Genomic DNA, 12,906 nt, shown 5'->3' on the forward strand with positions numbered 1-12,906 from the left:
TAACAGTGTCGTATTTTGTTTTCGACCTGATACGACCAACTTTCCGAAGTTTTTATAATTTCCAAGTGTCTTTACGATTGCCAACATGCCCTCTTCCCCCCCTTCTCCCGATTCAAAATCTGATCCAGTAAAACGGGCATCCTGGCTGCGTTGGTTCACGAAGCTCTGCTTGTGGGGTGGAGTTCTGGCACTTTCGGCGGTTGCGGCGCTTGTGCTGTTTTTGGCAGTCGCGCTGTCTGTCGCCTATCCCAACCTGCCCGATATTTCGGATTTATCCGATTACCGGCCCAAGTTGCCGTTGCGCGTTTATTCGGCTGACGGTGTGGTCATTGGGGAGTTTGGCGAGGAGCGCCGCAATCTAACTCCTATCAAGGATATTCCGCAGGTCATGAAAGATGCGGTGCTGGCAGTCGAGGACGCGCGCTTCTTTTCGCATGGCGGCGTCGACTATCTCGGCGTGATCCGGGCCGGTCTGGCCAATGTTGGCCGGGCAAAAAGCCAGGGGGCGTCAACCATCACCATGCAGGTCGCGCGAAATGCTTACCTTTCGGCCGAAAAAAGCTATACACGCAAGATTTACGAAATCCTGCTGACCTTCAAACTTGAGCACCTGCTGACGAAAGACCAGATTCTCGAAATCTACATGAACCAGATCTTTCTGGGGAACCGCGCCTATGGCTTTGCCGCCGCGTCGGAAGCGTATTTCGGCAAGCCGTTGAAGAACATCACCATTGCCCAAGCCGCCATGCTGGCCGGCCTGCCGAAGGCCCCCTCGGCATACAACCCGATCATCAACCCGACCCGTGCGCGTTCGAGGCAGCTCTACATCATCGAGCGCATGGAGCAAAACGGCTTTATCACCGCCCAACAGGCCAAGGCAGCAAAAGAAGAAGAGCTGGAGGTCAAGACTGGCCGTGACGCCGGGCGCGTGCATGCGGAATATGTTGCCGAAACCGTGCGGCAACTGGTTTACGGCCAATACGGCGATGAAACTTATACCCGCGGCCTCAATGTCTACACCACGCTGCGAGCCAGCGATCAGATCGTGGCCTACAAAGCCTTGCGCAAAGGCATCATGGATTACGAGCGGCGCCAAATCTACCGCGGACCTGAAAAGTTTATTGACCTGCCTGCCAATCCGCAGGAAACGGAAGATGCTATTGACGACGCTCTGGCCGACAATCCCGATAACGGAGACGTGATGTCGGCAGTGGTGCTGGAGGCAAACCCCAAGCGGATTCTCGCGATGCGCCAAAACAGCGAAACAGTGGAAATCACTGGAGAAGGGCTCAAGCCCGCGCAATCCGGCCTGGCGGACAAAGCCGGGCCCAATATCAAAATTCGTCGTGGTGCCCTGATTCGGGTTGCCAAAACTCCGAAAAACACCTGGGAAATTACGCAACTCCCCGAAGTCGAGGGGGCTTTTGTTGCAATGGATCCACGCGATGGCGCAGTGCGGGCGCTTATAGGCGGCTTTGATTTCGAGAAGAACAAGTTCAATCACGTAACACAAGCCTGGCGACAGCCTGGATCGAGTTTCAAGCCCTTTATCTATTCGGCGGCGCTGGAGAAAGGCTTCACCCCCGCCACCGTGGTCAATGACGCACCGCTATTTTTCGATGCCGGCGTCACGGGAGGCCAACCCTGGGAGCCCAAGAATTACGACGGTGTTTTCGAAGGACCGATGAGTGTGCGCACGGCGCTGAAAAAATCAAAAAATCTGGTTTCCATTCGCATCCTGCAATCCATTGGTGCCAAATATGGTCAGGATTGGATCACGCATTTCGGCTTCGACGCGGACAAGCACCCGGCTTACCTGACGATGGCGCTCGGCGCTGGCTCGGTAACGCCGATGCAGATGGTCACGGGCTACTCGGTTTTTGCCAATGGCGGCTACCGAGTCAATCCTTATCTAATCACAAAAATCACCGATCAACGCGGCAAGGTCCTGCTGGAAAGTGCCCCGCCGGTTCTGAACGAATCAATGCGGAGTATCCCTTCCCGAAATGCCTTCATCATGGACAGCCTGTTGCAGGAGGTAGCCCGCTCGGGTACGGCAGCCAAAGCCCAGGCCATGCTCAAACGGCCCGATATTTTCGGCAAGACGGGCACGACCAATGACTCGATTGATACCTGGTTTGTGGGCTTTCAGCCTACGCTCGCGGCAGCGGTCTGGATGGGCTACGACACGCCCAAAAAACTTGGCGATCGTGAGACTGGTGGCGGCCTGAGCCTGCCCATCTGGATCAACTTCATGGACTATGCGCTCAAAGGCGTTGCCGTCACCGAATACCCGCCACCCGAAGGTATTGTGAGCATCAACGGCGAGTGGTACTACAACGAGTACGCCAAGGGTGCGGGGGTCAGCAGCGTCGGCATGCAACAGGATCCGGCGGCTGGCAGCTCGGCCGGCGCCGCGCCGCCTGGAGCGGCGATTCAGGTATTGCCACCCTCTGATGAAAAGAAGCGGATTCTCGATCTTTTCAAAAACTGATCCACCTCGGCTGGTTGAAGCGGGGGTGCGCAAGCCCCTCATTTCTTCCCAGCGACGATCAGTCGGCAGCCTTGAACACAAGAGGCTGACCCGCCTGCTCGCTGGCATAGCGTGAAAAATTGGCAAAAAAATCGCTGGAGTTCTTGGTATCCAACCACTGCACGCCATCAAATTTATAGTGAAATCCACCTGCTTTGGCAGCCATCCAGATTTCCTGCAGCGGCTTTTGCAGATTGATGACGATCTGGCTGCGATTTGAAAATGTCAGCGTGATCATGCCGCCCGAGCGCTGATTGTCAATGTCGGCGTCGGTCTCATCATTGAGCCGATCGCATTCCATCTCGATGGACTTGAGTACGCTTTCTGCCAAATCCTGATATTGAAGGTCCGTCATTACAATCCTGTTATGGTTTTTTCACTTCAAATTTTAGGCCGCCTTCGCGCCAGTGTGGGCAGCCATGGCCTTGTTGCCTTCGTGGTTGGCGTTGCCGCGTTGACAGGTTGCGGCCAAAAGGGCCCGCTTTTCCTCCCGCTTCCGCCAAAATTGGCGGCCACTTCGCTGCTCCAGCCCTCTGGTCCTGTTGCCAACCCCGCCGTGATCACACCCGGGCAGGCGGCCTCCGCGGCCCAATGAGCATCCGGCCCCGGAACCAACCCTTTGCCCTGCAGAACCCTGCCGCTGTTACCAAGGACATCCCGAGCCAGAAATAAAGGCGTCGAAATCATTCCAGTTGCACCATCAACCTGTGCAGGCTGCTTCGCCGCCCGGACCCGCCAACAAACGTTCCCTTCTCCGCTGCCAATCATGACACTGCCACCGCTTCCCGGATATCCCCATTTTGCGTACCGCAACGACGAGTTGTTTGCCGAAGAGGTAAGCGTCAGTGAGCTGGCGCATCTGCACGGAACGCCGCTGTTTGTCTATTCAAGAGCCGCCATGCTGTCGGCTCTTGCCGCCTACCAGCGCGGGTTTAAAGGGCGCCAGGCGCAGATCTGCTACGCCATGAAAGCCAACTCATCGCTGGCCGTGCTCCAGGTTTTCGCGCGCGCGGGTTGCGGTTTTGACATTGTCTCTGGCGGCGAGCTGGAACGCGTGCAGGCGGCAGGCGGCGACATGCGGAAAGTCATTTTTTCAGGCGTCGGCAAAACGCGAGCCGAGATGCGTCAGGCGCTTGCGGCCGGTATTGGCTGCTTTAATGTCGAAAGTGAAGCGGAGCTGAACGTACTCTCGGAAGTAGCCGGAACGATGAAGCTGAAGGCTCCCGTGAGCATCCGCGTCAATCCCAATGTCGACCCGAAGACCCATCCCTACATCTCAACTGGACTCAAGGGCAACAAGTTTGGCGTGGCCCATGAAGACACGCTGAGAATCTATCAGCACGCCGCTTCGCTTGAACACCTTCGGGTTATCGGCATAGATTGCCACATCGGCTCACAAATTACTGAAATTACCCCGTATCTTGACGCCTTGGACCGGGTGTTGGACCTGGTAGCGGCAATTGAAGGCGCGGACATCGCGCTGGAACATATTGATTTTGGCGGCGGGCTGGGTATAAATTACGATAGCAGCGACACACCACCCGAGGCAGATATGCTCTGGCGCCAACTGCTCGCCAAACTGGACTCCCGAGGCTACGGTGGCAAAAAACTGATGATAGAACCCGGCCGTTCGCTGGTCGGCAATGCCGGCATTTGTGTCACGGAAGTGCTGTATGTGAAACCTGGCGACCAAAAGAATTTCTGCATCGTCGACGCGGCCATGAACGACTTGCCGCGACCCGCCATGTACCAGGCTTTTCACGCCATCGTCCCGGTCGCGCTGCCGGGAATTGCGGAAAATCAGGTTGAGACGACCTACGACGTTGTTGGCCCCGTGTGCGAAAGTGGTGACTGGATTGGCCACGACCGCGTCCTCGACGTTGCCGCCGGCGACCTGTTGGCGGTCATGTCAGCGGGCGCCTATTGCATGAGCATGGCCAGCAACTACAACACGCGTGGCCGAGCAGCAGAGTTACTCGTCGATGGCGACAAAGTTCATGTCATCCGCGTTCGCGAATCAGCTGCGGACACCTTCCGGGGCGAAAAACTGTTGTCATGAGCACATGATTGACGCAAATCAACGGTGACTTGCGCGGGTCGACGTAAAGTCGCAGCTTTTCTGTACTGCGATAGCCAAATGCCCCTGGAACTCTACCGCGATAAAAATCATGCCTGCTACATGTTTACCGACCTCATTGAAGAAGATGGGCAGGCAGTTCAAGCCAACCAGTTTCTGATTGTTGACGATGACACCGGTGCCATCATCGACCCTGGTGGCAACCTGGCGTACAACGAACTCTTCCTGGGCATGACGCGGCACTTCTCACCGCAGAAGCTGTCCTATATTATTGCGTCGCACGCCGACCCGGATATCATTGCCTCGCTGGACCGCTGGATGTCAAGCACCCAGGCCATGCTGGTGATCTCATGCGTCTGGGAACGCTTCGCCCCCCACTTCACCAAAGTCGGCAAAACCGACAACCGCGTGATTGGCGTGCCCGACAGCGGGGGACGCTTGCCCTTGGGACGTCATGAATTGTGGCTGCTGCCCGCGCATTTCATGCATTCGGAGGGGAACTTCCACTTCTACGATCCGGTCAGCCGCATTCTTTTCACAGGTGATCTTGCGGTTTCAATGATGACCGGCACCCAGGCAACCCAGCCGGTGACTGACTTAAAAGCCCATATTCCATTAATGCAAGGCTTTCACCAGCGTTACATGGTGGCCAACAAAATCCTCCGCCTGTGGGTGCGCATGGCTCGCCAGCTCGACATTTCCATGCTGGTACCCCAGCACGGCGCGCCCATCACGGGCAAGCAGGCGATCAACGATTTTTTTGACTGGATCGACAGCCTGATGTGCGGCATCGACCTTTTTGATGAACGCTCTTATCAGCTGCCTACTACAGCGATTGACCCGGTGGTGAGGCGGATGGCCCAGCGATGACCGTGGCCGGTCGATAGCAGCGGGTTGCGCGCTGCCAGGCAAACTGGAATTTTTAAAAAAATGGTTGTCGTCCAACAGAATCGGGTACCAGTAGCTCCGTTTTTAATAGCAAAAAACTTTCAGCGCAGGCTGGCTACTCGCCGCGTCGCGGTCAGGCGTTGCCCCTGACGTCGACCGAAGTGGTGCCATACCCGCCAGATCAACAGGAGCGCAACGATCGCGACATAAACAAACACTTCGGCAAAATTGTTCTTGCCGGCCCGCATCCAGAAAAAGTGCAGCAAACCCAGGCCTGCAATCAGGTATACCAGCTTGTGCAACCATTGCCAGCGCTTGGCGCCCAAGGCCTTGATGGCCGCGTTGAATGAAGTCGCCGCCAAAGGCGTGAGCAGCACAAACGCGGAGAAGCCGACCAGGATGAAGGGCCGCTTGGCAATATCCTTGGCAATGTCGGCTACATCAAAGCCCATGTCAAACCCGCTGTAGCTCAGCAGGTGGACCACAACATAAAAGTAGGCAAACAGGCCAAGCATGCGGCGAAAGCGGGCCAGTGCCGGCGTGCCGCTGATGACTCGCAAGGGCGTCACCGCCAGCACTATGCAGACAAAGCGCAGCGTCCAGTCTCCCGTCGCCCGAATCAGCGCCTCGGCCGGGTTGGCCCCAAGCTGGTTGGTCAGAGCGCTGTAGAAAAGCCATGCAAAGGGCAGCAGGCAGACGGTGAACAAAACCGGCTTTGCCGCCCGATGCAGCAGCAGCTTTTGGCGCGAGATCATTTAAAAGTTCTTCTTGAGATCCATACCGGCGTAGAGCTGCGCGACCTGTGCCTCGTACCCGTTGAACAGCAGCGTTTTGCGCTTTTTCGCAAACAGTCCATCTTCACCAATCCTGCGCTCGGTTTCCTGACTCCATCGCGGATGGTCCACCGCCGGATTGACGTTCGAATAAAAGCCGTACTCCTGTGCTGCAGCCTTGTTCCAGGCCGTGCGGGGTTCCTTGTCGGTAAAGCGTATCTTGACAATGCTTTTGCCGCTTTTGAAACCATATTTCCAGGGCAGGACCATGCGCACCGGCGCGCCATTCTGGTTCGGCAGCACTTCGCCGTACATACCAAATGTCAGCAGCGCCAGCGGGTGCATTGCCTCGTCCATGCGCAACGCCTCCACATAGGGCCAGTCCAGCACGCGCGAGCCCACAAATGGCATGGTCTTGGGATCAGCCAGCGTGACAAACTCGACATATTTGGCGCTCCCCAGCGGTTCGACTTTTTTGATGAGTTCAGACAGTGAATAACCCACCCAGGGAATCACCATGGACCAGCCCTCGACGCAGCGCAGGCGGTAGATGCGTTCCTCCTGCGGACTGAGTTTGATCAGGTCCTCCAGCGTGAAAGTTTTAGGCTGTTTGACCAGCCCTTCTACCGCAACCGACCACGGTTTTGTGGGCAGTGTGTGCGCATTTTTGGCAGGCTCGGCCTTATCGACGCCAAACTCGTAGTAGTTGTTATAGGTGGTTGCGTCTTTGTAGTCGGTGATCTTTTCCATCGTCACCGCGCCGGCTAACGCCGATTTGCCACCCGCCAATGAGGCCAGCTTTCCGGGTTTTTGCACCGTCTGTGCCAGGGCCTCGCGCCCGGCCCAGCCGGACAGAGCCGCCCCAGCCGCGCCGCTGGCCATCAGTCTGATCAGCTCACGCCGTCCATGGTAGATGCCTTGTGGCGTTATTTCGCTGGGCAGTGGATGGTCAAATCCGTTGGCGTTGGTCCTGATGAGCATGGTGAAGTCCTTGACTCTCGTTAATGTAGGTCGTGATACGCAGCGACTTCTCACAAGGATTCAGCCTGAGCGCCTCTGCGTGACTTTTGCGCGAATAGCGGCAAGTCAGGTAGAGACTTCCCTTGCTACAAGGTTCCGTAACTGTGCAAGCCGGACAGGAACATATTGACGCCCAGGAAGGCGAAGGTGGTCACAACCAGTCCGACCAGTGCCCACCAGGCCGCCACGGTCCCGCGCAAGCCCTTCATGAGCCTCATGTGCAGCCAGGCAGCGTAGTTAAGCCAGACGATCAGTGCCCAGGTTTCTTTAGGGTCCCAACTCCAGTAGCCACCCCAGGCCTCAGCGGCCCAGAGCGCGCCCAGCACCGTGGCAATGGTGAAAAACGCAAAACCGACGGCGATTGCCTTGTACATCACATCGTCCAGCACATCCAGACTGGGCAGGCGAGCGGCAATATGCTTGCGGCCGAACAAAATACCTGCTGCGATCAACCCAGCCACCAGCAAATAACCGACCCAATAGTTGCTTGCGCCCGCTTCCAGAGGCGACTTGCGGAACACAATCGGCACAAAGCACAGCACCACGGCCAGCAGCCACAAAGGCGTGAGCTTGTACCAGCGGGTCTCGTGGGCCTGCTGCTTGACCAGATAAGACAGGGACACCATGGCAGCCAGCGAGAACATGCCATAGCCGATGAAGTTGGCGGGCACATGCAGTTTCATCCACCAGCTTTTGAGGGCAGGCACCAGCGGCTGAATCTCATGAGCTTCGCGAATCACGGTGTACCAGAGCAAAAAGCCGACCGCGCCGCTGACCACCAGCATGACGAATGCACCCAGCGCACGGGTTTTGTACTGCGCTTCAAAATACAGGTAAAACGCCGCCGTCATCCAGCAGAACAGCACAAACACCTCATACAGGTTGCTGACCGGTATGTGCCCGACGTCGGCCCCAATGAGGTAGCTTTCATACCAGCGCACCAGCGTGCCGATCAACGCCATGCCGATCCCGACCCAAGCGATCTTCGAGCCCAGAGATTCGAGCGTGGCGCTATGGCTTGAAGCCCCATTGACGCCAGGTTTGTTCCCGGCGAACATGCCGAGCCAGTAAAAAATGGTGCTCATGAAAAAGAGGACGCTCATCCACAAAATGGCGGACTGGCTGGACAGAAAATACTTGAGCCAGAACACCTGTTCAGCGCGCGCCAGATCGCCCTGGTAAGACGCCACACCCAGCAACGCGAAACCCACGACAACGGCCAGCAGAACCCGCAAAGGGCGCCAGAACCAGCCCAAGGCAATGGCGGCCGGAATGGCAGCCATCAAAATACCTTTCTCGTACACATCCATGTAGCCGTTGTAGCGGGCGAATGCATACACAAAACCACCCGCCACCAGCACCGCGAACACCCAGTCCAGCACGTTGCGCCGGGCAAAATAGGCTTCATTCAGGCTTGGCGTGTCATGGTTTCGCCCGGCAGACAGGGTGGTGGTGTTGATACTCGTGATGGTATTCATTGGGGTGCCTGCAGCAGTTTCGTCTTCAACATCTCAAACTCCTTGTCGCCATCCATCGTTTTACGGTTGGTCGAAAAAGCCATGGTGGCTTGACTGGTTTCCTCAGATTCTGACATTGAATGCCCTGCCCTGCCCTGAACATCCGGCTCGGCACTGGTATCTGCAGGGCTGTGTGCAGCCGGTGCCAGCCAGACCCAGATGCGGCGCTCGCGTATGTACAGCATCGCGAATACGCCCAGAATCAGGAAAGCACAGCCGAGGTAGACAATGGTTTTGCCAGGGGCGCGCGCCACCTGGAACACGCTGGCCTGGACCTGCTTGAAATCCGTCAGCTGAAATGTCATTGGGGCCGGATAGTGAGGTGCATCCGACAGGCCGAGTACCAGCTGTGACATAAAAGCCTGCGTTTTCTGGTCCTGCGGCAGCGCTTTCAAACCGGCTTGTTCACGGGTCATCGCCGTGAGTTCAAACAGCACGCCATTCAGAATGCGGACCAGCACTTCCCCAGCCCGGCTACGCTCGGACTCTGGTACGTTGGCTTCCATGAAGTCCGAAATCGCCTGCAGACCAGCGACCGGTTTAGCCTTGCCAACGCTCACGCCGGCACCATCAGCGCCGGCAAACAAGGTCAGCGCACGCGAAGCCGACTCCGTGAGCTGCTGGATCAGCTCCGGGCGGTCGGCTCCAATCGCCAGACGGGCATAGCGCCTGACAGCCTGCTCGCGTTGCGCTGGGTCGGCCAACGCGGCACGCAGGCGGACAAAGGTGTCCATGCTGCTCTCAGGGTCCGCCGGTATGCGCAGGTACTGGAAGGAATCAGCCGGGTTTTCACGCACGCCCATCAGGAACATGGCAGGACTGTCGGGGTTGTCATCCATCCTGACCGGCAGCATGTAATTCTGGAACTCACGCGCCTGGCCCGACGCATCGCGCAACTTGTAGCTCACGCTGGGGCCGACATTGCGCAGCTCTTTTTTCGTCGTGGTCTTGTTGGCAGCGCCCAGCCGCGTCTCGATGGCCTTGTGCAAATCAACCTTGCGCACATCGGTTCCGGCCGTCGCTGGGCCGCCCGAGTTGCCAGCGGCGCCAAAATTTTCCACGTTGATGACACGCAACGCGGTGTACTCGAGCGTCAGTTTTTCAGCGCTGTTGCCCTCGCCATTGATCAGGCTGCTGGAGCCGCCAATCGTGCCCTGGATTTCGAAGGGTTTGCTGGCTGCGGCCATCGGGACAGCCTTGAGCGTGACGCTGGAGCCGCCGTCGTCGAAGCTGGACTGGTAAATCTCCACACCCTTGTAGTTAGCGGGATGGTTGACCTCAACCCGCGCATTCGTTTTTTCGCCCGTCGCCTTGTCGTGGATGACGATATCGCTGGCAAAAAGCTTGGGCATGCCGGTGGAGTAATACTCAACGATGAATTTCTTTAATTCCACGGCAAAGGGCAACTCCTGCAGCAACACGCCGCCGGGCTGGTTCAGGATGGCTGTGCTCGACTGAGTGCCTTCAGCTACCAGCAGATTGGCACGAAAAGTCGGGTTGCGCTCGCCCAGCCGGTGCTGCGCAGGTACATCGGCAATCAGGCCACCGCCGGTATAAATAGACTTGCCGCCCAGCCACATCTGGGCCCGCACCATCATGTCGCCATCGAGCAGCCCGCCCACGCAAACCAGCACAATGGCACTGTGCGCGGCGATGTAGCCGATCTTGTTGGCTGACCCCTTTTTTGCCGCCACCATCCAGCCGGCGCTTCGTTGCTGCAGCTTGACCTTCCAGCCGCTTTGCACCAGGGTTTGGCCGATGCGACGGGCCGCCGCCTCGGGCGACTCGGCAAGTGCCGCCTGCGCACGGTGGCCGAAGGCCTTCAGGCTCTGCTCCCGGACATTTTCCTTGAGCTGATTGAAGTCAGCCAGTATTTTGGGCGTGTTGCGGGCAATGCACAGGGAGGTAGAGACCACCAGAAAGGCCAGAATCAGTAAAAACCACCAGGCGCTGTAGACCGTGTTCAGGCTCACCAAGCTGAACACCTGGGCCCAGAAAGGCCCGAACTGGTTCACGTAGTTTCCGAGTGGCTCCTGCTGCTTGAGGACGGTTCCAATCACTGATGCAATACAGATGACTGTCAGCAGGGAAATGGAGAAGCGCATTGACGACAGCAACTCCACGGACGCCCGCCAGGGACGCGAGCCCCAATTGACTTTCATGCCTTCGGTGGAAACTGTCATACGTGAAACTCAAGCCTGGCGGCGCTGGTGAGGGGGTGAAAAAAGGGACTGAAAAGAAAAAAGGCGGACTTTCCTTGGAAAGACCCGCCTTGCTGTGATTAATTTTGGCGGCCTGGGTTCAATGTCACAGGCGTTTTACGCGTATTCACGCCAACTAAAGAGGTTTGCCTCGCGTTGCGACTTGCCGGTTGCCCCAGCTGTGCTCAATGCAAGCCGGCAATGTAATCGGCTACCGCACGGATTTCCTTGTCATTAAGCTTGGCCGCGACCTGGCTCATGGCAATGTTGTTGTTACGTACACCGTCACGGTAGGCCGTCAACTGGGCCGCGGTGTATTCCGAATGCTGGCCGCTCAGGCGCGGGTACTGCACGGGAAGACCCGCCCCGGTGGGGCCGTGGCAGCCGGCACAGGCGGCGATCTGGCGATCGCCAATGCCGCCGCGGTAAATGCGCTCACCCAGCGTGACGAGGTCCTTCTCCTTGGCGAAACCGGCTTTGGCTTTTTTGGAGGTGGCCCAATAAGCCACGTTTCTCATGTCGTCCTCGGACAGCGCTGTGGCAAAACCCATCATGATGGCGTTTTTGCGCTTGCCGGACTTGAACTCCTGCAACTGCTTGATCAGGTACTCCGGATGCTGCTGCGCGAGCTTGGGATAGGCCGGCGTGCCAGAATTGCCATCGGCGCCGTGACAGGCGGCGCAAACCGCCGTAAACGTTGCGTCACCCTTGACCAGATCAGGTTTGGCGACTTTGGCAGATGCTGGCGCTGCAGCGACGACAGGCACTGCTTCACCCGCGGCAAATGACGACATGGCAGGCACGGCCAGCAAGGCGGCCAGGAGGGAAGTAGCAAACAGCTTCATATCGGGGACTTTTAATTGGTTGGCGCAGATAACTTGTCAGGTTCTGATTTTACAATGCTTGGTGGCAGCTCTCATTATGGGGGACTTGGTGCCGCCGCCTCATGCACCCGGGCAGCAGACCGGCGCCTTTTACGCCATTACCGCGCACGTCACGCCTGCAGCGCCCGCCACCCACCTTCAGGGACCGCCCCATCATGACCTCCACCACTTCCTTGCCTTCTTCAGCGCCGGCAGCTCCAGCCAAACCCGACCCGAAAATTGCGATGGGCTGGTTGCACACGGCCAAATTCCTGACCACCGCGCCCGAACTCAAGCACCTGCCGCGCATCGAAGTACCTGAAATTGCTTTTGTCGGGCGTTCCAACGCAGGCAAATCCACCTGCATCAACACCCTAACGCAGCAGCACCGGCTGGCTTTCGCCTCGAAAACGCCAGGCCGCACGCAAAGCATCAACCTGTTTTCACTCGGCAAGCAGGGCGTGACCGATGCCGTGCTGGCCGACCTGCCGGGCTATGGTTACGCGGCCGTGCCCAAGGAAGCCAAATACCGCTGGCAGCAGGTGATGGGCAACTATCTGCAGACGCGCGACAACCTGCAAGCGGTGGTCCTGCTCTGCGACCCGCGCCTGGGCCTGACCGAGCTTGACGAAATCCTGCTCGACGTGATCCGGCCCCGCGTTGAAGAAGGGCTCAAGTTTCTGGTGCTGCTGACCAAATCTGACAAACTTAACAAGACCGATGCCGCCAAGGCGTTGCAGATCGTCAAGCTGCAGGCAGGCGGCGGCGACGTCAAACTCTTTTCTTCGCTGAAACGCCAGGGTGTCGAGGAAGTGGCCCAGCACTTGTGGGACTGGGCGCACCCGAAGGAAAAACCGGTGAAGGCGCCCAAGGCGGTCGCTGACACCGAGCCTGCCGCCGAAGCGGCAGTTTCACCGGCGCCCGCGCAGCCTTGAGGCCGTGCGGACTACGCTGCGGAAAATAACTGTCTGGCATCGTTATTTAAAAAAACCTCCTGTGGTCCATTATTTATAGGCTTAAGTAGCGATAGAAAA

General features: G+C 57.7%; 11 protein-coding genes. 5 read left to right on the forward strand and 6 right to left on the reverse strand.

The features are described from left to right. Window positions 1-85 precede the first annotated feature (85 nt). The gene (locus tag HHJ19_RS00755; RefSeq protein ID WP_296903196.1) at window positions 86-2,494 is read left to right on the forward strand and encodes a penicillin-binding protein 1A; all 2,409 of its coding nucleotides are present in this window, start codon (window positions 86-88) and stop codon (window positions 2,492-2,494) included. Window positions 2,495-2,552: 58 nt separating this feature from the next. Here the strand turns inward: HHJ19_RS00755 and cyaY are convergent, their stop codons facing one another. Further along, on the reverse strand, window positions 2,553-2,888 hold the full coding sequence (gene cyaY, locus HHJ19_RS00760; RefSeq protein WP_296903197.1) for an iron donor protein CyaY: 336 nt from the start codon (window positions 2,886-2,888) through the stop codon (window positions 2,553-2,555). Between the two features lie 12 nt (window positions 2,889-2,900). Between cyaY and HHJ19_RS17975 the strand changes: the two genes are divergently transcribed. From HHJ19_RS17975 to HHJ19_RS00770, 3 genes are all read left to right on the forward strand, one after another. After that, window positions 2,901-3,128 carry a lipoprotein gene (locus HHJ19_RS17975; RefSeq protein WP_366929370.1) on the forward strand — a complete coding sequence of 76 codons (228 nt, stop codon included), beginning with the start codon at window positions 2,901-2,903 and terminating at the stop codon, window positions 3,126-3,128. A gap of 171 nt (window positions 3,129-3,299) precedes the next feature. Beyond that, a complete protein-coding gene (lysA, locus tag HHJ19_RS00765; RefSeq protein WP_296903199.1) occupies window positions 3,300-4,592 on the forward strand; it encodes a diaminopimelate decarboxylase in 1,293 nt (430 codons plus the stop codon). A 78-nt stretch (window positions 4,593-4,670) separates the two neighbouring features. Next, entirely contained in the window at window positions 4,671-5,480 is an 810-nt protein-coding gene (locus HHJ19_RS00770; protein ID WP_296903215.1) for an MBL fold metallo-hydrolase, read from the forward strand. Window positions 5,481-5,599: 119 nt separating this feature from the next. On the opposite strand, the gene HHJ19_RS00775 is transcribed toward HHJ19_RS00770, so the two are convergent. From HHJ19_RS00775 to HHJ19_RS00795, 5 genes are all read right to left on the reverse strand, one after another. Beyond that, entirely contained in the window at window positions 5,600-6,253 is a 654-nt protein-coding gene (locus HHJ19_RS00775; protein WP_296903201.1) for a sulfite oxidase heme-binding subunit YedZ, read from the reverse strand. Beyond that, window positions 6,254-7,252, reverse strand: a complete 999-nt coding sequence (gene msrP / locus HHJ19_RS00780; protein ID WP_296903203.1) for a protein-methionine-sulfoxide reductase catalytic subunit MsrP — start codon at window positions 7,250-7,252, stop codon at window positions 6,254-6,256. Window positions 7,253-7,377: 125 nt separating this feature from the next. Then, complete coding sequence (ccsB, locus tag HHJ19_RS00785; protein ID WP_296903205.1) at window positions 7,378-8,769, reverse strand: c-type cytochrome biogenesis protein CcsB; 1,392 nt, start codon at window positions 8,767-8,769, stop codon at window positions 7,378-7,380. After that, window positions 8,766-10,991, reverse strand: coding sequence for a cytochrome c biogenesis protein ResB (locus tag HHJ19_RS00790; RefSeq protein ID WP_296903206.1), 2,226 nt, complete (start codon window positions 10,989-10,991; stop codon window positions 8,766-8,768). Before HHJ19_RS00790 ends, ccsB begins: the two co-directional genes overlap by 4 nt. Before the next feature lie 203 nt (window positions 10,992-11,194). Further along, entirely contained in the window at window positions 11,195-11,854 is a 660-nt protein-coding gene (locus HHJ19_RS00795; RefSeq protein ID WP_296903208.1) for a c-type cytochrome, read from the reverse strand. Window positions 11,855-12,048: 194 nt separating this feature from the next. Between HHJ19_RS00795 and yihA the strand changes: the two genes are divergently transcribed. Next, window positions 12,049-12,807 (forward strand): ribosome biogenesis GTP-binding protein YihA/YsxC, encoded by a 759-nt coding sequence (gene yihA / locus HHJ19_RS00800; RefSeq protein WP_296903210.1) that lies wholly within the window; start codon window positions 12,049-12,051, stop codon window positions 12,805-12,807. Window positions 12,808-12,906: the final 99 nt, after the last annotated feature.

Source organism: Polaromonas sp. (genome assembly GCF_012927415.1).
Classification (GTDB): domain Bacteria; phylum Pseudomonadota; class Gammaproteobacteria; order Burkholderiales; family Burkholderiaceae_C; genus Polaromonas.